Source organism: Cronobacter sakazakii (assembly GCF_000982825.1).
Classification (GTDB): Bacteria; Pseudomonadota; Gammaproteobacteria; order Enterobacterales; family Enterobacteriaceae; genus Cronobacter; species Cronobacter sakazakii.
Map to the genome: position 1 here is coordinate 1,044,866 of NZ_CP011047.1, position 25,562 is coordinate 1,070,427.

Consider the following 25,562-nt stretch of genomic DNA (forward strand, 5'->3'; position numbering starts at 1 on the left):
AAAGGATCACAAAGCTTGGCGACAACACTTGTTTGCGTCAGATGATTGTGATCCTGTTTAGTCCTTCGATTAATACGTGTACAATAACGCGCTATTTCTAATGCCTGAGGCAAAGTTGTGATCGAAAAATTGCGTAACATCGCCATCATTGCGCACGTTGACCATGGTAAAACGACCCTGGTTGACAAGCTGCTGCAGCAATCCGGTACGTTCGACGAGCGTGCTGAAACTCAAGAGCGCGTGATGGACTCCAACGATTTGGAGAAAGAGCGTGGGATTACCATCCTCGCGAAAAACACCGCGATCAAATGGAATGATTACCGTATCAATATCGTTGATACCCCAGGGCACGCCGACTTCGGTGGTGAAGTTGAACGTGTAATGTCCATGGTTGATTCCGTGCTGCTGGTGGTTGACGCATTTGACGGCCCCATGCCGCAAACGCGCTTCGTGACCAAAAAAGCATTTGCCCATGGCCTGAAACCTATCGTGGTTATCAACAAAGTTGACCGTCCGGGCGCGCGTCCTGACTGGGTTGTGGATCAGGTGTTCGACCTGTTCGTCAATCTCGACGCGACCGACGAGCAGCTGGACTTCCCTATCGTTTACGCGTCCGCGCTGAACGGTATCGCAGGTCTGGATCACTCTGATATGGCGGAAGATATGACCCCGCTGTACCAGGCGATCGTCGACCATGTACCGGCACCGGACGTTGACCTCGACGGCCCGCTGCAGATGCAGATCTCCCAGCTGGACTACAACAACTACGTTGGCGTCATCGGCATCGGCCGCATCAAACGCGGTAAAGTGAAGCCGAACCAGCAGGTCACTATCATCGATAGCGAAGGCAAAACCCGTAACGGTAAAGTCGGTAAAGTGCTGGGCCACCTGGGTCTGGAGCGTATCGATACCGATCTGGCGGAAGCTGGCGATATCATCGCTATCACCGGTCTTGGCGAGCTGAACATCTCCGACACCATCTGCGATCCGCAGAATGTCGAAGCGCTGCCGGCGCTGTCCGTTGACGAGCCGACCGTTTCTATGTACTTCAACGTCAACACCTCTCCGTTCTGCGGTAAAGAAGGTAAATACGTTACCTCTCGTCAGATCCTTGACCGTCTGAACAAAGAGCTGGTGCACAACGTGGCGCTGCGCGTTGAAGAAACCGAAGACGCTGACGCGTTCCGCGTGTCTGGCCGTGGCGAACTGCACCTGTCTGTTCTTATCGAGAACATGCGTCGTGAAGGTTTCGAACTGGCGGTTTCCCGTCCGAAAGTTATCTTCCGCGAAATCGACGGCCGTAAACAAGAGCCGTTCGAGAACGTGACGCTGGACGTTGAAGAACAGCACCAGGGTTCTGTGATGCAGGCGCTGGGCGAGCGTAAAGGCGACCTGAAAAACATGAATCCGGACGGCAAAGGCCGCGTACGTCTCGACTACGTGATCCCAAGCCGTGGCCTGATCGGCTTCCGTTCTGAGTTTATGACCATGACCTCCGGTACGGGTCTGCTGTACTCCACCTTCAGCCACTACGACGATATCCGTCCGGGCGAAGTGGGCCAGCGTAACAACGGCGTACTGATCTCTAACGGTCAGGGTAAAGCGGTCGCGTTCGCGCTGTTCGGTCTGCAGGATCGCGGCAAGCTGTTCCTGGGTCACGGTGCGGAAGTCTATGAAGGCCAGATCATCGGTATTCACAGCCGCTCTAACGACCTGACGGTAAACTGCCTGACCGGTAAGAAACTGACCAACATGCGTGCGTCCGGTACGGACGAAGCCACGGTTCTGGTTCCGCCTATCAAAATGACGCTGGAGCAGGCGCTGGAATTCATCGATGACGATGAACTGGTCGAAGTGACTCCGCTGTCTGTACGTATCCGTAAACGTCACCTGACGGAAAACGATCGTAAACGTGCCATGCGCGGTGCGAAAGAAGACTAATACGGTGCATCCGTAAACCAGGCAGGCGTTCGCGTCGCCTGGTATGAATAAAAAGCCGCTGAATTTTCAGCGGCTTTTTTTATATCAGAACGAATACCTTAACCCGAGACGTAGCCGGTACTGTTCACGGTGATACTCATTCCAGCGGTCCAGCCACTGCAGTTCGACATAGGGCAGCCAGTGCTGATCGAGCTTATAGCGAAAGCCGTTGGTAATTTCCCAGTGATGGTCTTTGCCGTTTTTACTGTGGTAATCATTTACCCGCTGAAAGAAGTGCGGCTCAAACGTATACGCGAGTTTATCCGTGACTTTAAAATTCCAGTAATTGGCGAACTCGTGCGTGTCGTTTTTATCCATCTTCCCGTTAAAATCCGGCGTGTCGTAATTATTGTGGTTATAACGATAGCGAACCGTCAGATTAAACCAGGGCGTAAATTTATAATTAGTGTCTAAATAGAGCGCGCCGCCGGAGCCGTCGATACTGTCATTAATCAGCCCGCCGGGCTGGAACGTCAGGTTTTCTGTTGGTTTAAATAAGGGATACCAGCCTTCGATTTCATTATAGCTATGCTTAATCTCGTCCCATTTCCCCACATTGTAGGCGTTGGTGGCCATCAGGCCGGCACCCATATCAAAGTTATAGCCCGCGCGCAGGATAACCTCGTGTAATTCCGAGGCGGTGTTATATGCTTCACGGGTTTCGACATAGGCACCCGCGAAAGCCGCGCAGGGCACAGACGAACAGAGCAGTGCGGTTGCGATTCTCTTCATAGTATTTCCCTATAACAGGTACAGAAAGGCCGCCCCTTCTGTAAACAGAAGGGGAGGAGCGAAGATGGTTATCGTTATAACGTGACGGCTGACGCTTTATTGTCGGCGCTGACTTTTGGGGCGGCGGCGACATATTTCTTCCGCCTGGCAATTTCCTCAATAATAAAGGCGAAGCGCTGTTCATTGAGCTTATAAAACAGCCCCATCGTGACGGCTGCGATTATCGCGAGCCCGCAGGGCCAGAGGAAAATCAGCTGGCGCAGGCCATCAAGCGTCGCAGGCGTTTGCAGCGCATTCGGCACATAGCCAATCTCCGTGAGCATAATGCCGGGCAGAAACCCCGCCAGCGCCGCGGAAATCTTGCGGGAGAAGGTATAGCCGGTATAGACCGATCCCTCGGCGCGAATGCCGGTTTTCCATTCGCCGTAATCCACCGTATCCGGCACCAGCGCCCAGTTCAGACTGTTCACAAACGCGGTGCCGAAAAACGCCATGCAGGAAAACAGCACAAAACTGAGCGATGTCGTGCCCCAGACGTAATTGAAAATATCGCCCAGCGCCCAGAGCGTCAGCCCGCCGAGATAGACCTGTTTTTTGCCAAAGCGCTTCACCGCGCCCGGCACCATAAACACGCCCACCAGAATGCAGCCCATGCTGAAAAAGCCCATCCACGACAACAAATGTAGGTCGTTTAGCACGTACTGCGTGTAGTAGACCTGAATGGCGAGCTTGATATTAAATGCCGCCAGCGTGCAGAGATTGGCGATGCACAGCACCAGCAGCGGCGGGTTCTGGAAAATCGCGCAGAACGATTTCAGCATGCCGGGTTTATGTCCGGCGGGCACCACTTCTACATAGCGCTCGCGCACGCCGCGGTAGCAAAAGAACATGCTGATAAGCCCGACGAGGGCGAAAATCAGCGCTGCCGTCAGGTAGCCCAGCGACGGGCGCGCGGCAAACAGCGACTGGATCGGCATAAAGCCAACGGTACAGAGCAGCAGCCCGAGCGTCGCGCCGCCCTGACGCCACGCGGCGAGATGCGCGCGCTCCTGCGGGTTTTTAGTGATGGCGGGCACCATCGCGCCATAGGAGCAGTTCATCAGGCTGTAAAACAGGCCGAACAGCATAAACAGCACCGTGGCGAGCGCGGTTTTCATCGCAAGCGGCAGATCGTTTGCCACAAACTGCGCCGTCGCCACCAGCGCCACCGGGAAGGAGGCGAAAAGAATAAACGGCCGGAATTTGCCGCGTGGGCCAGGCGCTCGCCGTGAATCCACCAGCACGCCGGTGAGCATATCGGTCAGCGCCGTGAAAAACTTCGCCACCAGAAAAATCACGCCGCCGTAAAAGGCCGGCAGGTGAAGCTCGTCGGTATAAAATTTCAGAAGGTAGAGCGTCCCGATGCACAGCATCAGGTTGGAGCCAAAATCGCCCATGCCGTAAGAAAACTTCTCCCGCAGGCTCAGTCGCAGCGTCAGCGGGTCCTGACTGGTGAATGTCGTCATAGCCGTTCCTCAAAGCGAGGGCCCGCGCAGGCGCGGGCACCGTGATGGTTATGCGCCAGGCGAAAACGCCCGCTTACGGTTTTCCAGCTCATCCACAATCCGCACGTACATCTTCTCGTTAAGGTTGTAGAAAAAGCCCATCGCGACGATCGTCACCACCGCCAGCACGCACGGCCAGATGAAAATCAGCTCGCGCAGGCCTTCGGTCGTAGCGGCCGACTGTACGGCGTTCGGCACATAGCCGATTTGCGTCAGCATCATGCCGGGGAAAAACCCGGCCAGCGCCTGGGAGACTTTGCGAAAGAAGGTGAAGCCGGTGTAGACCGTGCCCTCTGAGCGCACGCCGGTGCGCCATTCGCCATACTCGACCGTGTCTGAAACCAGCGCCCAGTTGAGGCTGTTTACAAACGCGGAGCCGAAAAACGCGAGACACGAGAACGCCACAAAGCTCACCGAACCGTTGCCGAAGGCGTAATTGAGCACGTCGCCCGCCGCCCAGATCAGCAACCCGCCGATATAAACCTTCTTCTTGCCAAAGCGCCGCACCGCGCCCGGCATCAGGAACACGCCGATAAAAATGCAGCCCATGCTAAAAAAGCCCATATAGGACAGCAAGATAGGATCGTTCAGCACGTACTGGGTGTAATAGACCTGAATGGCGAGCTTGATGTTAAACGCGCCGAGCGTACAGAGGTTGGCGATGCACAGCACGAACAGCGGCCGGTTGCCCGCAATGGCGCGAAACGACTGCAACAGCCCAGGCTTATGCGCGGCGCGTGCGGCAGGAGCTTCCACATAGCGCTCGCGCGTTCCCGCATAGCACCACCACATAAAGAGCAGGCCAAAGAGCGAAAACAGCGTGGCGGCGAAGATATAACTCAGCTGCGGGTTGCCTTCGATAAGATTCATCACCGGCACAAAACCGACGGTACACAGCAGCAGGCCAAGCGTCGCGCCGCCCTGACGCCATGCGGCAAGCGACGCGCGCTCATCCGGGTTTTTCGTAATGGCAGGCACCATCGCGCCATACGAGCAATTCATCATGCTGAAGAACAGCCCGTAGAGCATAAACAGCACCGTCGCCATCACGGCTTTGCCGGTTATCTCAAACGGCGTGCCGACGAAGTTTGCGATAGCGAGCAGCGTCACCGGAAAAGCGGCATACAGCACAAAGGGCCGGAACTTGCCCTTCGGCCCAATCCGGCGGCGAGAATCGAGCATAATCCCGGTGCCCATGTCCGTAAACGCCGTAAAAAACTTGGCAATCAGAAAGATTATGCCGCCATACGTGCCCGGCAGCCCCAGCACGTCGGTATAAAACTTCAGCAGATACAGCGTGCCGATATCCAGCAGGATATTGGAGCCCAGATCGCCCATTCCATAGGCGACTTTTTCTCTGAACGGCAAACGCAGCGTGGCTACGTCGTTATTCTGAACGGTATTTGTCTGAGACATTGTTTTTCTCCATCGCACACGAAGGCGACGCGTTATGTCTGATCCGCGGCCCGGATGGCCGCGACCTTTTTGCCAAACAGAAGCTGCAAAACCGCGAGGACGCCAAAAGGCGGCGCCAGCGCGCTCAGCGTGGAAATCCCCAGCGCGCCTTTGATGAGCATCGCTCCGGAGGCTATCAGCAGCAGAAAGACCATCACCCGGAAGACCCTGACGGAAATACGTTGATGAACGTACTGGCCCACAAACGAACCGAGCACCATGGTGGGAATACAGAACAGTACCAGCTTGATAGTCGAGATCGTTAAGATCCCGCTGGTGGCGAGCCCGCCGATAATGGCGGCGTTGTTGGCCGTGAAAAAGGCGTTGAGCGTGCCGCGAAAGGCGGCGGGTGCCAGATTTCGCAACATGCCGTAGACCACCACCGGCGGCCCGTTGGTGGAGAATGCCGAGCCTAACGCGCCCGCGATAACGCCGGTCGGCATCGCCAGCCAGTTTTTGTCATAGACCGGCAGCCTGGGAATAAACAGGCTGTAGAAGGAATAGAGGATCAAAAAGCCGCCGAGCCCGATTTTCATTATCTGATCGGGCAGGCTGGCGAGGGCGTAAAGACCCACCGGCACGCCGACAAACGAAAACACAATTAGCACCAGCGCCGGTTTCCATTGCGTCTCCTTACGCGAAAGCCAGGTGGCGTACAGCGCGGTGGCGGTGCCCACAATCACCGACATAGGCGCTGCCATTTTTAATGGCAACAGCAGCGTTATCAGCGGCATCGTGGTGAGTGCGCCGCCAAAGCCAGCGCAGATCCCAACGAAGGTATATAAAAACATGATGCCGATAATCACGATCACCGTACCGTTGCTGAGCACGAGACCATCCGGGGTCAAAAGGGTGAAGAAGCCCATGATGTGTCCTTTTTACATGGGGTTTATCTGACGCAGCGTGGCGAAAAGGGACTGCCATTCGCTGCCCTCGCGGTAGAACACCGGCGGTTTGCCGAGCGGCGCGTCCACGGTGATGTCGCCGCCGCCGTGCGTTTCGCCCGTCCAGACGTTTACCCAGCGATCGTCCGGCAGCCACAGCGTCCAGTCCTGGCGGCCTTCCTCATACACCGGCGCCACCAGCAGATCGCGGCCAAACAGATACTGATATTTCAGCGTGTAGGCGCGGGGTGCATCCTCATAGTGCAAAAATAGCGGGCGCATCACCGGCAGGCCTGTGCGGGCGTTCTGCGCCACCGCCTGTTTGATATAGGGTTTAAGCGTGGTGAAAATTGTCGTCATGCGGGCGAAATGCGCGATAGTTTGCGCGTCACCGTCGAACTGCCAGTTATCGCCGGGACGGTTGCCTTCATGGGTGCGCATCATTGGCGTAAACGCGCTGAAATCGCACCAGCGTAGCAGTAGCTCTTTGCTGCGTTTCATTTCAAACAGCGTGGTGTAACCGCCGATATCGCTGTGGTGCAGGCCGTGCCCGGACATCGCCAGCGACAGCGCGGCGGGGATCACCGAGGCCAGCCCGTCGTCGAGGCTCCAGTCAACGTTCTGATCGCCTGCCCACATCATCGTGGAATATTTCTGGCTGCCGGTATAACCGGCGCGCATAAAGAACAGCACCTCGCCGAGTTTGCCGGTCTCCTTAAGCGCCTCGTAGTTGCACTTCGCCCACAGCGCAGGCCAGGCGTTGTGCATAATTTCCGCGCTGACGCCGTTATGCAGGTGCGTGTCGGTCGGCAGATACTCGCCAAAATCTGCCATCCAGCCGCCGCAACCCAGTTCGATCAGCTGTTTTTTGATGACTTCTTTATACCAGGCATACGCTTCCGGGTTGGTCAGGTCGACGACGCCCGCGTAGAACTCGCCAAACTCGACGTGATAATCCTTGCCTGAAGCATCTTTTGTCAGATAACCACGCGCCGCCGCTTCTTCGCACAGGTCGCGATCGCTTGCCACGTACGGGTTGATATAAGCGAGAAACTGCACGCCTTCGCGTTTCCACTGTGCAATGCGCGTATCAAGCTGCGGGTAGAGGTCGCGGTTCCATTTCCAGTTCCACATTACGCGCTTGCCGAAGGAAGTCATGCGAATGCCGGACCAGTCCTGCGCCCAGATGCCGTTTACCTTCACGCCGCCGCGGCGCATCACGTCGAGTTTCTGCTGGCAGACTTCGGTACCGCCCTGAATGCCGAGCGTCACGCCATCGTAAACCCAGTCCGGCAGCTCCGGCTGGCGGCCCAGCAGGGCGGTGAGTTTTTCCAGCAGTTCGATGTAGGTCGGCGCGCATTCGAAGCGCAGCGTGGCATGGTTTTCCCAGAACGCCAGCTCATGATAGTGCGGCGCGCTGAAATCGAAGTTCATATAGCCGCTGTTATCGACGTGGCAGTAGTACTTCTGGGTGCTGACGAACGTTGGCTGCGGAAAGAAGGTCCAGTAGTAGTTGCCGCCCGCGTTCTCTTTACAGTCGGCAAGCCAGGTAACGTGGCTCTGTTTATTACGGCCCACGCCCTGTTCGCTGGTCCACAGCGGGAACGGTTTACCGCGCAGATCGAAATAAGAGAACTGCTCGCCGCAGCCGTAAATATGATCTTCTGGCTGCGCCGCCAGCCGCAGCCAGAGACGGTTGTGCGCGACGGCGTCGTTGTTGAGCTTCAGCACCAGACGATCGTGGTCATCGGTACTCACCTCAAGCGTGGCGCCGACTGCATCGCCGCGGGTAAAGCGAATCACCCAGCCTGAGGGGCGCTCGCTGATGGTCGCCTGCGTCAGGGCGATTTTTTCATTTAACCGGTCTTTGATGCTGAAGTTGCCGCGGAACATTTCGATATCCGCGTCGCCTGCGCCCGCCCACAGGCAGGGCGTTTGTGGGGAGTGGTGCAGGATCGTTCTTTGCTGGTACGACAGCGTAAATTCGCCGTCGCGGGAAAGCAGTTTAATGTGTGACGAAGCCATGAAGACCTCCGGTGTAGGGTAATCAGTCAGTAAGGCGGTGTTGTTTTGCTTATTCGCCGCCGATGTCCATATTCAGGGTGTGCGTCTCGCCGGGCGCGAGCCTGACCACATCAATGCCGGAATTAAACGCATTGGGCGGGCAGCTCATCGGCTCAACGGCAAGCCCGACGCGGCCCAGCTTTTCGCCGGTATAGACCTGTATCCAGGGCGCTTCGGCCCGTAGCCAGACGGACATCGTCGGATGCGCAAGCCTTGCCTCCCAGCGTGCGGAAGACGGCGCTTTGAAGGTGTGGTCAATGTGCGTATCGGCAATGCGGCGCGGCGTGCGGAAATCGAGCCCCTCGTCCCCGGCGGGATGAAGCTGCGCGGCGTCAATCTCCAGGATTTGCGCGGCAGGCAGCGTGAGCTCGCAGGCGCTGATGTCATGCAGATTGCAGGTCAGGTACGGATGAATCCCGACGCCATAAGGCGCCGGGGTATCACCGGCGTTTGAGCCTGATATACGCACGCGCAACCCCGCCGCTTCATCAAGCTGATAAGTGACGTCCGCCATCAGCATAAAAGGGTAACCATAGGTCGGCGGCAAAAAGGCGCTCAGCACGACGTGCGTGGGGCTTTGCTCCCGAATCGCCCAGTTGTGCCACGCCAGCAGCCCGTGAATGGCCGTACTGCCGACGCGATCGTTAATCGCGGGCGTCAGCGTCTGACCCTCAAAGGTGAAGCGCCCGCCGGTGATGCGATTCGGCCAGGGGATCAGCACTTTACCCAGATGCGCGAGCGGCATCTCCTCGGGGGCGTGCGGGATAACGACGTGGCGTTGCCGCCGCGTCAGCGAGGCTAACCCCGCCCCGACCGTCACGATAGTCGCCTGCCATTCCCCTGCCGTTAACACTATGGTGGTTCCGCTTTTATGCATGTCCGTCTCCTCGCGTGGGGTCAGCGCGTTATTTCGCGAGGCTGTCGAGCAACCCGGCGGCGACCGCAGGCGCCAGACCCGGCGCGAGCGGCAGGCGAGGGATCACCAGACAATGCAGCAGATGGTAGATATCCTGTTTGCCGTCCCAGACTTTGGTGGTCACCTGATTGTTCTCGTCCAGCTCCTGCCACCACGAGCCGTTTTCGTAATCCATCAGGTATTTCATGCAGTAGTCCCACCATTTCTGATACTAGGCTTCATACTGCGGATCGCCCGTGACGTTATAGAGCGCCCAGGCGGTGCCCATCGCCTCCACAATCGGCCAGCGCACGCGTTCGCGGACAATCGGTTTGCCGTCCCAGCCGACGGAGTAGACAAAACCGTTTGCGCCGTCCGGCGCCCAGGCGTCGCGGATCGTGGCGTTAAACAGGCCTTTGGCGTCTTCCAGCAGCCATTCCGGAGCCGCGTCGCCACGCGCCAGTAGTGCGGCGCGCAGGTGCAGCATCAGGCGGCCCCATTCAATCCAGTGGCCCGGCGTGCCGCCGTAAGCGCGGAACCGGTGAGCCGGGTTCTCTTTGTTGTAATCGCGGATGGGGTTCCAGCGGGTATCGAAGTGTTCATTGACGCGGTAATCGCCTTTACGGGCGACATCGTGAATGATGACCGAGGCGACGCGCAGCGCGCGATCCAGCCATTTCTTGTCCTGAGTGACGTCGTAGACGATAAGAAACGCTTCGACAGCATGCATGTTGGCGTTGCCGCCGCGGTAGTTTTCCGTCTCGGTGAAGGCTTCATCCCAGGACTCCAGGCACATCTGCTCTTCTTCGCTCCAGAAATACTTCTCGATCACCGCAATCGCGTCATCCAGCAGCGCGCGAGCGGCGGGATGGCCGGTGGTGACGGCGCTGGCGGCGCCAAGCAGCACGAAGAAATGCTGATAGCCCTGTTTGGAGGCGTCCATCACGCCCTTGTCATTCACGCAGGCGTACCAGCCGCCATATTTTTTATCACGCAGCGGGCCGTTAAGGGCGTTGATGCCATGCTCCACCAGCGCGTACGCGCCAGGGCGGCCCATCAGGGCGGCGACGGCGTAAACATGCAGCATACGGGCGGTGATCCACAGATGCGTGCCCATCTCTTCTTTCACCTGGCCGTTGTTCCCCAGCCAGCCGAAGCCGGTGGGTACGGCGGCATTGCGGCCAAACGCGAAAATACGGTCGGTTTCCTGTTCCAGCCAGCGGTGGTGACTCAGTGTGTTAAACCATTTCATTGTTTGTTCTCCTTTCAGCGGCGAGCCATCATGTCGTCCACAATTTCCCCTAAGCGGCGTAGCTTCGGCAGCGCCACGTCGCGCAACATCATGTCGGTATCCGGCAGCCCGATAACCGTTGACCAGACAGCGCGACCGGCGAGGAAACCGCTGGCGCCCGCGCTCATCGCGATGCGCACGGCTCGCGGGAAGAGCTTTTCGTCGACGCCGGAGGAGAGGATCACCCACGGCATGTTGATCTGGTCATTCAGTTTTTGCGACGCGCCAAGCAGCGTGCTGGCATCGCCGCGTCCGGAAAGCGGCATCTCGACTTTATAGAGATCGGCTCCGCTATCACCGAGCTCTTTCGCCGCCGCGATAATCGCCTGTTCACGGTCGAACTTATCGCCGCGGCGCGGCGGGCGTACCACCGGTTCAATGATGCTAAGCAGCCCCTGCGCGTGGCATTTCTCGTTAAAGGCTTTCACCATCGCGAGGCGCTGCTGAGAGTCTTCATCGCTGCGCCACAGCACCAGCAGCTTGAGCGCTTTGCCGCCCTGCTGGCGCACCGCCTGCGCGTCGACGGCGTCATCCAGCGTCACGCTGTCGACGGGGATACCGTTACCGGGGATAAACTGGTCGGCGGCGACAATCATGGCGCAGTTCTCTGCGATGGCCTTTTGCTCCACCACCTGCGGGTAGCAGAACTGGCGGTCCACCAGAATGGCGGATGCGTAGGGCGAAAGAACGCGCGCGGCGTTGAGCTTAAAGTCAGTCAGTACGGCATCGGCGACCGGCGTCGCCGCGCCCGCGGCGGCGAACATCAGGCGCATCGCTTCGCGCTGATCCACCGCCAGCATGGCGAATCCGCCAGACGGGCGGGCAATCTCTTTCAGGGTGTATTTTCCATCAACGTTTTCCTTAAGGGTGAATGTCAAAGCGTGGCCTGGCGCGGCGTCAGCCCGGCGCTGACGCGAACCTGTTCTAAAATGGCGGACCAGTCCTGGCGGCCGCGCCCGCTGGCGCGCGCCTGGCTGTAGACTTCCCGCGAGGCAGCACCAAGCGGCATCGGCACATGCAGCTGATTCGCCACGTCCAGCGCGATGCCTAAATCTTTATGGGCAAGATCAATCATGAAGGCGGGCGAGAGATCGCCTTTGAGCACTTTGTTCGGCCAGGAAGTGGTGAAGTGGCCTTTACCAGCAGGCGTACCGCTCATCACCTGCAGCGCCACATCGAATGAAAGCCCGAGCGCTTCACACAGCACGGCGGCTTCGGCCGAGAGCGCGTTGAGCGCGATGCTCATGTAGTTATTGATAAGCTTGACGCGAATGCCCATTCCCGGCCCGCCTGCGCAGATAAGCTCTGAACCCATCGCCATCAGCACCGGTTCGGCACGCGTCACCTGCTCCGGCGTACCGCCCGCGAGCAGCAGCAGCGTGCCGGATTTCGCATGATCCGAGGTACGGCCTACCGGCACATCCATCATGCTAAAGCCGCGCGCGGCGAGATCGCTTATCAGCCTGTCGGTTTGCAGCGGGTGAATGGTGGACATGTCGATAACCAGCGCTTCGCGGGAGAGCGACTGGCAGACGCCGTTATCGCCAAGCAGCACCTCGCGCACCAGATCGCCGTTCGGCAGCATGGTAATCACGAATTCCGTGCCCTGGGCGGCAGCCTGTGGCGTGGCGCACGCCATCGCACCCTGGGAGGCCAGCGTCTCCACGGTGGTGGTGTTTACGTCGCAAACCTGCAAACGGTGCCCGTGGCGCAGAAGGTTTGCCGCCATCGGCGCGCCCATCTGTCCCAGTCCGATAAATCCAATCGTCGCCATAACATGCTCCTGTCAGCGTAAAAGCGGGATGTCAGTTTTGTCATTCATGGTGGATTATTTTTGTCTGTTTATGAGCGTATTTGTAATTTAAAGTCAAAAAATTGACAGGTATCACTTTTTTACGATCCGGGAAAATTAAAATGCCGCTATGTTGATTGACAGGAATCGTGACGGACGCAGGCCCGTCCTGAGCGCAAACAGAGAGGAAGCTATGGTTCGCATCGCGTGTGTGGGTATCGCCGTACAGGATCGCATTTATACACTGGAAGCCTTGCCGCATGAGGGCGGCAAATATGTGGCGCAACAGTACCGCGAAGTGGGCGGCGGCCCGGCCGCAACGGCGGCCGTAGCGGCCGCGCGACTGGGCGCGCAGGTGGATTTTATTGGCCGCGTCGGTAATGACGCGACGGGCGCGCAACTCTTTGCGGAGCTGGAATCGCTGGGCGTTAACACCTCGCTGGCGCGCCAGATTACGGGCGCGCGTTCGTCGCAGTCGGCCATTCTTGTTGATGCCGCGGGCGAAAGAGTGATTGTTAACTATCCGAGCCCCGATTTGCCTGACGACGCGGACTGGCTCGATGGCATCGACTTCGGCCGTTACGACGCCGTGCTGGCGGACGTACGCTGGCATGAAGGCGCGACCCGCGCGTTAACGCTGGCGCGCCGGGCGGGTGTGATGACGCTGCTGGATGGCGACGTGACGCCACAGGATATTCGTTCGTTGGTGGCTTTAAGCGATCACGCCGCGTTCTCCGCGCCGGGGCTGGCGCGCCTGGCGCCGGGGTTAGCGCCGCAGGACGCCCTTAAAACAACAAAAACGCTCACGAACGGTCATGTTTACGTCACGCTTGGTAAAGAGGGCTGTCTGTGGCTTGAAAATGACGACACGCTGCACCGTCAGGCGGGCTTTACGGTCGAGGCGGTGGACACCACCGGGGCAGGCGATGTTTTTCACGGCGCGCTGGCGGTAATGCTGGCTCGCGGCGAATCGCCGCAGGAGGCGGTGCGCTTCGCCAGCGCCGTTGCCGCGCTGAAATGCACCCGCCCTGGCGGGCGCGCCGGGATCCCCGACTGTGATCAAACCCGCTCTTTTCTGTCTCTTTTTGTATAAAATGCCCGGCGAGCAATGATTTTAAGGGGATCGTTCATGAGCCTTACCGGAGTGACGGGCAATCCGCGCCACGATCAGCTGATCGGGCTTATCGCCGAGCGGGGATATATGAATATCGACGAACTGGCGCAATTGCTGGATGTTTCCACCCAGACGGTGCGGCGCGATATTCGCAAGCTAAGCGAACAGGGACTGATTACCCGACATCACGGCGGCGCGGGGCGGGCGTCAAGCGTGGTGAATACCGCGTTTGAGCAGCGCGAGATCTCCATGACCGGAGAGAAAATCGCGATAGCTCAGGCGATCGCCGACTATGTGCCGGACGGCTCCACGCTGTTTATCACTATCGGCACGACGGTAGAGCAGATAGCGCGCGCGCTGCTGAATCATAATCATCTGCGCATTATTACCAACAGCCTGCGCGTGGCGCATATTCTCTATAAAAACAGTCGGTTTGAAGTGATGGTACCCGGCGGGACGCTGCGCCCTCACAACGGCGGCATTATCGGCCCGGGGGCTTCTGCGTTCATAGAAGGATTTCGTGCGGATTATCTGATAACGAGCGTCGGTGCCATTGAGAGTGACGGCGAGCTGCTGGAGTTTGACGTGAACGAGGCGAACGTGGTGAAAACCATGATGGCCCACTCGCGGCACATCTTACTGGCGGCCGATCATACGAAATACCACGCCTCGGCGGCGGTCAGTATTGGCAACCTTTCGCAAGCCACAGCGCTCTTTACCGACCGCCAGCCTGGCGCATCACTGAACACGATTTTAAAAGCCCATCAGATTGAGCTGGTGCAGGCGGAATTGCCGTCTGGCGACGACGACACCGACCACTGATTTTCTTACGTCGCGCGCGGGCGATGCAAAACCCGCGCGTTAGCACATAGTCAAAGTTCGCCTTTCTCGCTACAGTTAACATTCACATGGCCCGAAAGGAGAGTGAGTCATGCTCTATATCTTTGATTTAGGTAATGTCATTGTAGATATCGACTTTAACCGCGTGCTGGGCGTCTGGAGTGATTACAGCCGCGTGCCGCTGGCGAATCTGCGCCAGAGTTTCTCCATGGGCGAGCCGTTTCATCAGCACGAGCGTGGCGAGCTGAGCGACGAGGATTTCGCGAAGGCGCTATGCGAAGAAATGGCGTTGCCGCTGAGCTTTGAGCAGTTCTCCGCGGGCTGGCAGGCGGTGTTTGTCGGGTTGCGCCCGGAAGTGATTACTATCATGCAGCAACTGCGCGAGCAGGGGCATCGTGTGGTGGTGCTCTCCAACACCAACCGGCTGCATACGACATACTGGCCGGAACAGTACCCGGAAGTGCGGGCTGCCGCCGACGCTATCTATCTTTCGCAGGAGATGGGGATGCGCAAGCCGGAGCCGGAAATCTACCAGAAAGTGCTGGAGCAGGAAGGCTTTAGCGCCCGCGACGCCGTGTTTTTCGATGATAACGAGGCGAATATCGACGGCGCGCGCAAAGTGGGCATTACCAGCGTGCTGGTGACTGACCGTAAAACTGTGCCCAGCTATTTCTCGAATCCCGCATGTTAAAATCCGTTCATCAAAAAGTGGCCCGTCGAACCGGGCCGCTGCTCGCCTGGCTTAAGCTGCTGTGGGTGCGAATCGATGAGGATCATATGACGACGCTTGCCGGTAATCTGGCGTATGTGTCGTTGCTCTCGCTCGTGCCGTTTGTCGCGGTCATTTTTGTGCTGTTTGCCGCGTTCCCGATGTTTTCTGACGTCAGCGTTCAGCTGCGCCATTTTGTGTTCGCCAATTTTATGCCCGCCACGGGCGACATCATCCAGCGTTATATCGAACAGTTCGTCGCTAATTCCAGCAAGATGACAGCCGTTGGCGCGCTGGGGTTGATTGTTACCTCGCTGCTGTTGATGTACGCCATCGACAGCGCGCTTAACACTATCTGGCGCAGCACCCGTCAACGACCAAAAGTCTACTCCTTTGCCGTTTACTGGATGATCCTGACGCTCGGCCCGCTGCTCGCGGGCGCGAGCCTGGTGATTAGCTCGTATCTGCTGTCACTGCGCTGGGCGAGCGGCTTTAACACTATGATTGATGAAGTGCTGCGTATTTTTCCGCTACTGCTGTCGTGGCTTTCGTTCTGGCTGCTTTACAGCGTGGTGCCGACGACGCGCGTGCCGGCTCGCGACGCGCTGATTGGTTCTCTGGTGGCCGCGCTGCTCTTTGAACTGGGCAAAAAGGGCTTTGCCCTTTACATCACGATGTTCCCTTCTTATCAGCTGATTTATGGCGTACTGGCGGTGATACCAATCCTCTTTCTCTGGGTCTACTGGACGTGGTGCATCGTCTTGCTTGGCGCGGAAATTACTGTCACTCTCGGGGATTATCGCAAATTACGACAGGCCGCCAGAGAAGAAGCTGAATCAGTATGATTGCATTAATTCAACGTGTGACCCACGCCAGCGTGCGCGTGGGAGACGAAGTGACGGGTGAGATCGGGCCGGGACTTTTAGTGCTGTTAGGTGTCGAAAAAGACGACGACGAGCAGAAAGCGAACCGCCTGTGCGAGCGCGTGCTCGGCTACCGAATTTTTAGCGACGAACAGGGCAAAATGAACCTGAACGTGCAGCAGGCGGGCGGCAGCGTGCTGGTGGTATCGCAATTTACGTTACCGGCAGATACCGAAAAAGGCCTGCGCCCGAGCTTTTCGCGCGGCGCGCCGCCAGAGCAGGCGCAAGCCCTTTACGACTATTTTGTCAGCCGCTGCCGGGCCGCGGGCATGACCACCGAAACAGGACGTTTCGCCGCCGATATGCAGGTCTCACTGACGAATGATGGCCCCGTGACGTTCTGGTTGCAGATATGAACCAGATGCCATCGTGGCCGCGCACAACAAGAGAGAGTACCGCTATGTATCACCTTCGTGTACCCGAAACAGAAGAAGAACTTGAGCGCTACTACCAGTTCCGCTGGGAGATGTTACGCAAGCCGCTGCATCAGCCGAAAGGCTCAGAGCGGGACGCCTACGACGCGATGGCTCACCATCAGATGGTGGTGGATGAAGAGGGCAATCCTGTCGCCATCGGGCGGCTCTATATCAATGCCGATAACGAAGGCTCGATCCGGTTTATGGCAGTCGACCCGGCGGTGCAGGAGAAAGGGCTCGGCACGCTGGTGGCGATGACGCTGGAGTCGGTCGCGCGCCAGGAAGGCGTGAAGCGCGTGGTCTGTAGCGCGCGCGAGGATGCCGTGGAATTCTTCGCCAAGCTGGGGTTTGTGAATGAAGGCGAGATAACCACGCCGCAAACCACGCCGCTGCGCCACTTTCTGATGATTAAACCGATAGCCTCGCTGGATGATATTCTCCACCGTGCCGACTGGTGCGCGCAGTTGCAGCAGGCGTGGTATCAGCATATTCCGCTTAGCGAAAAGATGGGCGTGCGCATTCTGCAATATACCGGGCAGAAATTTATTACCACGATGCCGGAGACCGGCAACCAGAATCCGCACCATACGCTGTTCGCAGGCAGCCTGTTTTCCCTGGCGACGCTGACGGGCTGGGGGCTTATCTGGCTGATGCTGCGCGAGCGGCATCTGGGCGGGACGATTATTCTGGCCGACGCGCATATTCGTTACAGCCGACCGATTACCGGTAAGCCCGGCGCGGTGGCCGATTTAGGGTCGCTCAGCGGCGATCTCGACCGTCTGGCGCGCGGGCGCAAAGCGCGCGTGCAGCTGCAGGTGGAACTCACGGGCGACGAGACGCCCGGCGCGGTGTTTGAAGGCATTTATATTGTGTTGCCCGCCAAACCTTTCGGGCCGCTGGAAGAGGGCGGTAACGAGGAGGAGTAGGCGTCAGGGCCGGGTGTTTTTTGATCCGGTGGGTGCGCTGCGCTTACCCGCCCTACAAGAGTTTGGGCTGGTTGTTTGGTGGGTGCGCTGCGCTTACCCACCCTACGATCCCTGACATTAAGGCGATAACGTAGGGCAGGTAAGCGCAGCGCACCTGCCGTCGCTTCCTACATGCCCTACACCATAAGGGCCATCACGCCCCCGGCACCACGCCGTTCTGCATGGTTTGCTGGACCTGCTGCCCGCTTTTCCCTGTCGCCTGCAACTGCCCGTTAACGCTTGGGCGCAGCGGCGCGTCTGCCGCCAGACTGCCGCTCGCGGTGAGCTGTAAATTACCGTCACCCTCCAGCGGCACCTGCGGCCATCCCCAGTTATGCAGCACGTTAATCGGCACCGCGCGACCATTCAGGCTCACCGTTGTCATTCTCTGCGGTAGCTGAGAAATCGTCGCGGTGGCCTGCAACATGCCCTGGCCCGCAAATGCGCTCAGCTCGCTAATGGCGATGGTGGAAGGGTTCGCGTTCAGCGTCAGCGACGGGCGGCGCACATCGACGCGGTTAAACGTCGCGGCGGCGGCGTTCAGCGTGGCGTTGCCGCCCCAGATCCCCCATTCGCCGTTACGTGCCAGTTGCAGATTATTGCCCCACGCGTCCAGTGCGGTGAGCTGGAACGGCCAGTCAGGATCGATATCGATAATCAAATTTCGGCTGCCGGAGAGCTTTTTCACCGTCACGGTTTGCAGCCACGCGGGCAGCTTCTCCTGCCAGCGCTTTTTCCAGTCGGCAGGCAGCGTGTATTCAAGCCCCGCCAGGGCCAGCTCGTCGAGCGTCAGCGCGTTGCCTGCCCGCTGCCAGTCGCCGGAAGTTCTCACCATGCCGCCTTCCCAGCGCGAGCTAAACTGTCGCAGCGCCACGCCCTGCGCTGACAAATCGGCGTTCACGATAGGGTCGAGAAAATGCAGCGAGCCGTAAACCACCTCGCTGGCGTTCATCGACACCTTGCCGTCATCGCTCTGCCAGCTGCCGTTCACGAGCGTCAGATTGCGCAGGCTGATATCCAGATCGGTTGCCGCCCAGCCTGGCCCTTCAAGCCGCGCGTCAGTCACGTCAACGCGGCCAAGCGCAAGCGAGGGGAGCGTCGTCAGCGGTTGCAGCAGATCGCTTACCGATTTCGCGGTTTGCAGACGGATATCGCTTAAGCGCAGGTTATCCACCACCCAGCCGCCGTTCGCTAACCGACGCGCGTTGCCGGTAAGCGCGCCGCGGGCGATATCGGCACCGAGATTGGTGATAGTCACTTCGTCATTGTTAATTTCGCCCTGCACCAGCACATTGCTGGCGGGCATGCCATTTAGCGTCAGCGAGCCTGCGCTCAGGGCGATATCCGCTTTGCTGCCGAGGATTTTCCCGGCCTCCGGCAGCCACGGGCTGATACCTCCGCTAACGCGCTGCGCGCTGAGATCCCAGCCGGTTTTCGGGCTGTTAAACGCCATATCGCTTAGCTGAAGGCGGTCGGCACGAAACGGCAGCGGCGCGGTGGAAGGGGATAAATTCAGCGTGCCTTTGTAGAGCAAAATGGTATCGACGTGCATCGGCTCGGTAACCTGTCGGCTGCTCAGCCCGATATCGACCTTTTGCGCCACCAGCGTGGCGGGCTGGCCGCTGCGCCCGAACGTCACATTTTTGAGCACCAGATGCGAAGGCGCGGAAAAGCTGTGGTCCATTTCATCAAAGGTGATGTGATAGCCGCTGTGCTGGTTCACCCAGCCGGTGAGCCAGCCCGCGCCCCAGCGCGTCTGCAACAGCACGTAAAGCACGAGCAGAATCAGCAGAACGGCGGCGATCAGCGCAATGATGAGCTTTCCGAGAAATTTCATTGTCTTCCATCCTGTGAACTTCCGATGATGGATTTATGCACTATTCAGGCGAATTGCTCAAGGCGGGGATTGTCAACGGAGGTGTCGGCGATGGCGGCGTGGCGCCGCCATCGGCAGGGGATCAGTCGTTGGTCTGTTTTTCCGGCGGGAAAATCAGATTCAGCACAATGGCGGTGATGCCGCCCGCGGCGATGCCGGAGGAAAGCAGGTTTTTCACCCAGTCCGGCGCGAACTGCAGGATCAGCGGCTGCTGAGAAACGCCGAGGCCCACCGCCAGCGACAGCGCGATAATCATGATCGCGCGGCGGTTTAACGGCTCGCGGGAGACGATACGCACGCCGGACGCCGCAATGGTGCCGAACATCACAATTGTCGCGCCGCCCAGCACCGGCTCAGGGATATGCTGAACGAAACCGCTCACCGCCGGGAACAGGCCGAGCACAATCAGCATCAGCGCCACCACAAAGCCGACATAGCGGCTGGCGACGCCTGTTAACTGGATAACGCCGTTGTTTTGTCCAAAGCAGGAGTTCGGGAAAGTGTTGAACACGGCGGAGACAAACGAGTTCAGCCCGTTCGCCAGCACGCCGCCTTTCAGGCGCTTCATATACAGCGGGCCGGAAACGGGCTGTTCGGAGACGTCAGAGGTGGCGGTGATATCGCCGATGGTTTCAAGCGAGGTGATCATAAAGACCAGCATCAGCGGCAGCAGCAGGTTCCAGTCGATGCCAAGCCCGTAATGCAGCGGGGTGGGGATCATAATCAGCGCGCTCTGCGCAGGTGCCACGCTTTGCGGCAGCATGTCCATCGCCCAGGCCAGCAGATAACCCACCGCCATCGCAATCACCAGCGAGGCGACGCGCAGGTACGGGTTACGCTGGCGGTTAAGCAGAATGATTACCGCCAGCACTGCGCCTGCCAGCAGCAGGTTTTTCGGCGCGCCGAAGGTGTGATCGCTCATCGCAGCATAGCCGCCGCCAATTGACGTCAGCCCGACCTGAATCAGCGACAGACCGATAATCATCACCACCACACCGGAAACCAGCGGCGTGATAATGCGGCGCGCCAGGTGAAGAACGCGGGAGATGACCATTTCGGTGCAGCTTGCCAGCATTAGAGTGCCGAACAGTGCGGCCATCATGGTTGGCACGTCCGCGCCGCCGGTCTTCAGCGCCGTCCCGCCCATAATGAGCGGTGCCACAAAGTTAAAGCTGGTGCCCTGAATGGAAAGCAGCCCGGAGCCGACCGGCCCCCACGCTTTAATCTGAATAATCGATGCCACACCGGAGGCAAACAGCGACATGCTGATGATGTGCTGGGTGTCCTGCGCGGGCAGCCCAAGAGCCTGACAAATCAGCAGCGCAGGCGTAATCACCGCAACGAACATCGCCAGAAGATGCTGGCAGGCGGCAAACAGCGTTTGCGGCAGCGGCGGCCGGTCTTCCAGACGATAGATGAGTTCGCTATTTCGCGCGGGCGCAACCGATTGCGCGTTTTCAGACTCAAGGGTGTTAATGGACATTGACATAATCCCACGGTGGAAAAGCGGACATTCTAGCGAAGTGCATCACAAAAGCAAACGATTGCAAACGGCGAGCATACCTGCCTGAAAAAACGGAAATCCGTATCCATGACGCGATTTACCGCCATCAGTCTGTGCTGCCTGACAGACATTCATGACACGAACAAAGTTAATGTCTGCGCATCGTTACTGCTGACACGCATTAAAAAATGAAGTGAGTTTTAGGGCGAACAGGAAAAACCGCCTTTCCAGTGGAAAGGCGGTAAAAAATTAAAGCCGTTCGATCTGTACCGTGACTGCGCCTGAAACACCGCCAGCGGTGACATTTTGGTTAGCCAGCTTAACCGGCTGGACGCCGAAGCTGACTTTACCTAAATGCGATAAAGTGATTTTGCTGACCTTTAACAAGTCATTATTAATAGCAAGAGGCGTGTCATCTTCTGCAAAAAAACCAATGCCCACACCGCTGGCTGCGTTCCCTGAGGACGCATATTGATTTGCTAAAGTTGTGCCTTCAGCATTATCAGCTTGCCCCATAAATTTCACCGCGATATGACCGTTTGAAACGGCATCGGCGCAGGCCCCGTCTTTATCAGCACCATTGATAAAAACGGAAATGGCCTGGGGAGCGGTAGCGTTATCTCCCTGCGATACCAGTTGTGACGTGTCAACCGTAAAAGAAACACTCTCCTGAGAAAGTGTCACTCTGCACCCTTGATTTACAGAAGAAAGTTTTCCGGTGACAGACAGTGAGGCGGGCATATCCTCAGACGAAACACTTGCCTGAGCCGCGCCTGCGAAGAGCAAGCCAGTAATCATTAATCCTGTGATTTTATTTAATTTCATGAGTTTCTCCTTGACATGAATATCAATAGGTAAATATGTGTTTCAGTAAATAATGGATTAAAGACGCTCTATCTGGAACGTAATATTGCCTGTGACGGAGCCGGAAGTAACCGTCTGGCCTTTCAGTTTTACTAACTGTATCCCAATAAAATTGGTGGAATAATTTGTCTTATCCGCAATGGTATAAGTTTCACGTACATCAATAGGTGTTTTATCACTCTTAAATAAACCAATACCTACACCAGAGGCGGCATTTCCACTTGTGTCAGTATTCGAAAAAACATTACCGTCAGCATTGTCAAAGCTGCCGGTAAATTTAATGGCAACTTTCCCGTTGTAAACTTCTTCACTGCATTGCGTAAAGTCATCCGAACCCTTAACCGAAAAGGTGATGAGGGCTGGATCGGTGGCATTTTGCCCTTGTTCAATTAGGCTGCCGGATGTTGAATTAAGAGTGATGACGTTTTTTGACAAAGTCACCTCGCAGTCTGCCGCCGTATTACTGAGTTTGCCAGTGACAGCGAGGGTTGCGGATTGATCCTGTGTTTCCGCTATAGCATGGGCTGTACTTGCCAGCAGCAGAGCAGAAAGCGTTATTTTAAAAAAATTTTTTTTCATGTTGTTCCCTTACAGTTGTTTATACAGATGGTAAACGTATTCAAATATTCGAAATTCAATGCCGGTCAGGCGTGAGATCCTCCATGTTTAACTTTTGAATTTAACATTTTGAAAATAAGTCATATTTAATCATGTAGATATGTTAGGGTATTTACCTGGTTTCTAAGGCTGTACGGCATCAACGCTAACGTCGCCGATACATTGCAGTCATACGGATGTCTGCATAAATTATTCGCGTTCTTTTAAGTGTGGGTATTAAATTCTGGCAATAAGACGACCACGGGACGAATCGCCTTAGATGATGCTTAGAATCTATGGCTCAACAATGCCCCTGAAATACTATCTTCAGCAGTAAGACGGAAATCTTTAACCCTTGCGGTAATGACTCCAACTTATTGATAGTGTTTTATGTTCAGATAATGCCCGATGACTTTGTCATGCAGCTCCACCGATTTTGAGAACGACAGCGACTTCCGTCCCAGCCGTGCCAGGTGCTGCCTCAGATTCAGGTTATGCCGCTCAATTCGCTGCGTATATCGCTTGCTGATTACGTGCAGCTTTCCCTTCAGGCGGGATTCATACAGCGGCCAGCCATCCGTCATCCATATCACCACGTCAAAGGGTGACAGCAGGCTCATAAGACGCCCCAGCGTCGCCATAGTGCGTTCACCGAATACGTGCGCAACAACCGTCTTCCGGAGCCTGTCATACGCGTAAAACAGCCAGCGCTGGCGCGATTTAGCCCCGACGTATCCCCACTGTTCGTCCATTTCCGCGCAGACGATGACGTCACTGCCCGGCTGTATGCGCGAGGTTACCGACTGCGGCCTGAGTTTTTTAAATGGCGGAAAATCGTGTTGAGGCCAACGCCCATAATGCGGGCGGTTGCCCGGCATCCAACGCCATTCATGGCCATATCAATGATTTTCTGGTGCGTACCGGGTTGAGAAGCGGTGTAAGTGAACTGCAGTTGCCATGTTTTACGGCAGTGAGAGCAGAGATAGCGCTGATGTCCGGCGGTGCTTTTGCCGTTACGCACCACCCCGTCAGTAGCTGAACAGGAGGGACAGCTGATAGAAACAGAAGCCACTGGAGCACCTCAAAAACACCATCATACACTAAATCAGTAAGTTGGCAGCATCACCAACCCTTGCTTCAGAGTGCCTTGCCCGGGGTGTCGTCTTTATACAAGAAGGTAGAGAGCGTTCCGGGAAAATCGCTTGCTCTTAATGCTTTAAGGCGGTGTATTTTCTTAATCTGCTGCCAGATTACTTACATTATGCATTGGAAGTCAGGCACTTCCGGCCATCAGTTGTCAGCCAGTATAACTGTTTTATATGCTGCGGTTGCTGACCTAAAAATTAAACAAATTTATTAGGTGCAACTTTAAAAATGCAGTGCACCCCTGTAAGGGTGCCTGCATTATTATATTTTCAGAATAGTTTAAAACTTAACTACACTGCGCTGTAATTAAATCACAGACGTTCAATTTCAATCGTTAAGGAACCCGCTACGTCACCCGCAACGGCTTTCTGACCATTCAGTTTAACCATATTGATGGCCAGAATGTCGCCACCTACGTTAGACGTTGCAGTCATGGTGTCTTGGTTAATTTTGATTGGCGTGTGATCAACCGTAAACAGGCCGATGCCTACACCCGTCGCTGCGCCAGTGGAAACATTGCCATTGGCCAGTACGGTGCCATCAGCGTCATCTGCAGTACCGGTGAATTTATATGCCATTTTTCCCTGAGCAACCTGATCCTGGCATTCGCTACCGCCATTAATAGACAGACGAACGGTTTTCACACCGGCCGCATTGATCAGCGTTGCGTCGCCCTGGTTGACCAGGTCAGCTACATCGCTTTCAAGGTTAATGCTGTTGGTAGAAAGGTTTACGGAACACAGTTCGGAAACACTTTCTACAACTGTACCGGTTACGCTCAGTGTCGCGGAAACATCGTTCGGGTTAGTTTCAGCCTGAGCTGCGCCAACCATAAACAGTGCATAAACGGCTAATCCTAATACAGACTTTTTCATAATTTTATATCCTTTAAAATTTTCAGATTGAAATAGGCGAAAAGCAATCCTGCACATAACGCGCAAGAATACTTTTCCATATTTCTGGCAAATAAATTCTATATGCTTATTAACATTGTTAAAGATAGTTTATACGCAAGGTGATTTGCGCTTTTACTTTACCTCCTGTCAGATTGTTACTGGTTTTTGCATAACGAACAGAAAGCGGTAATGGATAACTGTTTTGGTTAGGCAATGATAAATCCAGCGGGGAATTAGGACGCATTACTGTGCCATTAAATAACATTTCAATACCGACATTCTCGGCATGACTATCTGGCGCTACGTTTTTGAATACGGTCGGGTTGTTCGCATCGGTTAAACCTTCAATATTGATGCTGGCCCTGCGGGTATTCATACACAATAAATTTACATTGACCGATTGCGCTGTTATTCCGCTATTAGACTTGAGCTCGCTGATTTTGACAGGCGGCAAGTCAATCTGAGGGTTCACCACCTGAATCATGCAGTGCGCTTTCGGTGAAATAAGGGCCATCGCCAGATTGACGACAAAAGAGTTGTCATTAAGCGTTATCAGAGAAGGAATACGAAAACTGAGTATGCCGCCCGACGTTATTGTCCCCGTTTTTATCGCTTCCAGCCGCAGTTTAATATCATCAGACGTAATCGTTTTATTACTTAAGTCACGCGTTTGCGCAGAAAAGGGCAATATCCACTCTCTGTGCGCGGAGCCCGGTTTGTCATAGATCATCGTGATGCGAATACCCAGGCCTGGTAATGCCGTGGCATAGGTGTCTTGCCCATTTTGTCGGCCTGGCATCTTTCCATTAAGGAGCTGACTAATTTCAGCTTTACACGCTGTGCTAATAATATCGTGTGATCCACTGAGTTCGGCCAGACTCGCTTCTTTTTTATAAATAACGCTGCCGACCGGCATCATTGTGATGTTGTCTGGCAACTGGATCGTAACAGGTATTGTCACATTCGACGGCTTTTGTTTCAGGTTACAGTCGCTGGCATATACTGGCGCTATCAGACCTTTTATTAACATGACTATTGCGGCGCTTTTCGCCAGTCGAAAATAGATGTTCATAAT

Annotated in this window: 22 protein-coding genes and 1 pseudogene; 7 read left to right on the forward strand and 16 right to left on the reverse strand. The window is 56.2% G+C overall.

Features of this window, described 5'->3' with window-relative positions; genetic code table 11:
• Window positions 1-117: 117 nt before the first annotated feature.
• Entirely contained in the window at window positions 118-1,941 is a 1,824-nt protein-coding gene (typA, locus tag CSK29544_RS04870) for a ribosome-dependent GTPase TypA (RefSeq protein WP_004387692.1), read from the forward strand.
• An 84-nt stretch (window positions 1,942-2,025) separates the two neighbouring features.
• Here the strand turns inward: typA and ompL are convergent, their stop codons facing one another.
• The 9 genes and pseudogenes from ompL to yihU form a co-directional block, all read right to left on the reverse strand.
• The gene (gene ompL, locus CSK29544_RS04875) at window positions 2,026-2,712 is read right to left on the reverse strand and encodes a porin OmpL (protein ID WP_007872040.1); all 687 of its coding nucleotides are present in this window, start codon (window positions 2,710-2,712) and stop codon (window positions 2,026-2,028) included.
• Window positions 2,713-2,786: 74 nt separating this feature from the next.
• Entirely contained in the window at window positions 2,787-4,217 is a 1,431-nt protein-coding gene (locus CSK29544_RS04880) for an MFS transporter (protein WP_007887580.1), read from the reverse strand.
• Between the two features lie 48 nt (window positions 4,218-4,265).
• Window positions 4,266-5,672, reverse strand: a complete 1,407-nt coding sequence (locus tag CSK29544_RS04885; RefSeq protein WP_029039548.1) for an MFS transporter — start codon at window positions 5,670-5,672, stop codon at window positions 4,266-4,268.
• 32 nt (window positions 5,673-5,704) lie between these two features.
• Window positions 5,705-6,577, reverse strand: coding sequence for a sulfite exporter TauE/SafE family protein (locus CSK29544_RS04890; RefSeq protein WP_007777238.1), 873 nt, complete (start codon window positions 6,575-6,577; stop codon window positions 5,705-5,707).
• 12 nt (window positions 6,578-6,589) lie between these two features.
• The gene (locus CSK29544_RS04895; protein ID WP_007887576.1) at window positions 6,590-8,620 is read right to left on the reverse strand and encodes an alpha-glucosidase; all 2,031 of its coding nucleotides are present in this window, start codon (window positions 8,618-8,620) and stop codon (window positions 6,590-6,592) included.
• A gap of 49 nt (window positions 8,621-8,669) precedes the next feature.
• Window positions 8,670-9,536, reverse strand: a complete 867-nt coding sequence (locus CSK29544_RS04900) for an aldose-1-epimerase (protein ID WP_007887575.1) — start codon at window positions 9,534-9,536, stop codon at window positions 8,670-8,672.
• A 28-nt stretch (window positions 9,537-9,564) separates the two neighbouring features.
• A pseudogene (gene yihS, locus CSK29544_RS04905) lies at window positions 9,565-10,806 on the reverse strand (sulfoquinovose isomerase).
• A 14-nt stretch (window positions 10,807-10,820) separates the two neighbouring features.
• Window positions 10,821-11,645, reverse strand: coding sequence for a sulfofructosephosphate aldolase (yihT, locus tag CSK29544_RS04910; protein ID WP_042391562.1), 825 nt, complete (start codon window positions 11,643-11,645; stop codon window positions 10,821-10,823).
• Window positions 11,646-11,719: 74 nt separating this feature from the next.
• Window positions 11,720-12,619: a sulfolactaldehyde 3-reductase gene (gene yihU / locus CSK29544_RS04915; protein WP_007887569.1), complete on the reverse strand. Its 900-nt coding sequence runs from the start codon at window positions 12,617-12,619 to the stop codon at window positions 11,720-11,722.
• A 211-nt stretch (window positions 12,620-12,830) separates the two neighbouring features.
• Here yihU and CSK29544_RS04920 point away from each other — a divergent pair, with 211 nt between their 5' ends.
• The 6 genes from CSK29544_RS04920 to fabY all read left to right on the forward strand — a co-directional run bounded on the left by CSK29544_RS04920 (window position 12,831) and on the right by fabY (window position 17,565).
• Window positions 12,831-13,730, forward strand: a complete 900-nt coding sequence (locus tag CSK29544_RS04920) for a sugar kinase (RefSeq protein ID WP_007887567.1) — start codon at window positions 12,831-12,833, stop codon at window positions 13,728-13,730.
• Window positions 13,731-13,766: 36 nt separating this feature from the next.
• Window positions 13,767-14,573 (forward strand): DeoR/GlpR family DNA-binding transcription regulator, encoded by an 807-nt coding sequence (locus CSK29544_RS04925; protein ID WP_007887565.1) that lies wholly within the window; start codon window positions 13,767-13,769, stop codon window positions 14,571-14,573.
• 109 nt (window positions 14,574-14,682) lie between these two features.
• Entirely contained in the window at window positions 14,683-15,282 is a 600-nt protein-coding gene (gene yihX / locus CSK29544_RS04930) for a glucose-1-phosphatase (RefSeq protein WP_004387703.1), read from the forward strand.
• Complete coding sequence (locus tag CSK29544_RS04935; protein WP_007887563.1) at window positions 15,276-16,145, forward strand: virulence factor BrkB family protein; 870 nt, start codon at window positions 15,276-15,278, stop codon at window positions 16,143-16,145. Before yihX ends, CSK29544_RS04935 begins: the two co-directional genes overlap by 7 nt.
• Window positions 16,142-16,579 (forward strand): D-aminoacyl-tRNA deacylase, encoded by a 438-nt coding sequence (gene dtd / locus CSK29544_RS04940; protein ID WP_004387705.1) that lies wholly within the window; start codon window positions 16,142-16,144, stop codon window positions 16,577-16,579. Before CSK29544_RS04935 ends, dtd begins: the two co-directional genes overlap by 4 nt.
• 44 nt (window positions 16,580-16,623) lie before the next feature.
• Window positions 16,624-17,565 (forward strand): fatty acid biosynthesis protein FabY, encoded by a 942-nt coding sequence (fabY, locus tag CSK29544_RS04945; RefSeq protein WP_007853129.1) that lies wholly within the window; start codon window positions 16,624-16,626, stop codon window positions 17,563-17,565.
• Window positions 17,566-17,758: 193 nt separating this feature from the next.
• Here fabY and CSK29544_RS04950 read toward each other — a convergent pair whose 3' ends face one another.
• The 7 genes from CSK29544_RS04950 to CSK29544_RS04980 all read right to left on the reverse strand — a co-directional run bounded on the left by CSK29544_RS04950 (window position 17,759) and on the right by CSK29544_RS04980 (window position 25,559).
• On the reverse strand, window positions 17,759-19,441 hold the full coding sequence (locus CSK29544_RS04950) for an AsmA family protein (RefSeq protein ID WP_007887561.1): 1,683 nt from the start codon (window positions 19,439-19,441) through the stop codon (window positions 17,759-17,761).
• A gap of 121 nt (window positions 19,442-19,562) precedes the next feature.
• Entirely contained in the window at window positions 19,563-20,963 is a 1,401-nt protein-coding gene (locus CSK29544_RS04955) for a nucleobase:cation symporter-2 family protein (RefSeq protein WP_004387709.1), read from the reverse strand.
• Window positions 20,964-21,233: 270 nt separating this feature from the next.
• The gene (locus CSK29544_RS04960; protein WP_004387710.1) at window positions 21,234-21,809 is read right to left on the reverse strand and encodes a fimbrial protein; all 576 of its coding nucleotides are present in this window, start codon (window positions 21,807-21,809) and stop codon (window positions 21,234-21,236) included.
• 57 nt (window positions 21,810-21,866) lie between these two features.
• Window positions 21,867-22,427, reverse strand: coding sequence for a fimbrial protein (locus tag CSK29544_RS04965; protein ID WP_029039550.1), 561 nt, complete (start codon window positions 22,425-22,427; stop codon window positions 21,867-21,869).
• 392 nt (window positions 22,428-22,819) lie between these two features.
• A protein-coding gene (locus tag CSK29544_RS04970) for an IS1-like element IS1B family transposase (RefSeq protein ID WP_095033700.1) occupies window positions 22,820-23,517 on the reverse strand; the annotation gives its coding sequence in 2 pieces (ribosomal slippage) (window positions 22,820-23,268 and window positions 23,268-23,517; 699 coding nt in all).
• Between the two features lie 385 nt (window positions 23,518-23,902).
• The gene (locus CSK29544_RS04975; RefSeq protein ID WP_007894852.1) at window positions 23,903-24,466 is read right to left on the reverse strand and encodes a fimbrial protein; all 564 of its coding nucleotides are present in this window, start codon (window positions 24,464-24,466) and stop codon (window positions 23,903-23,905) included.
• 118 nt (window positions 24,467-24,584) lie between these two features.
• Window positions 24,585-25,559, reverse strand: a complete 975-nt coding sequence (locus CSK29544_RS04980; protein WP_007894849.1) for a fimbrial protein — start codon at window positions 25,557-25,559, stop codon at window positions 24,585-24,587.
• Window positions 25,560-25,562 lie beyond the last annotated feature (3 nt).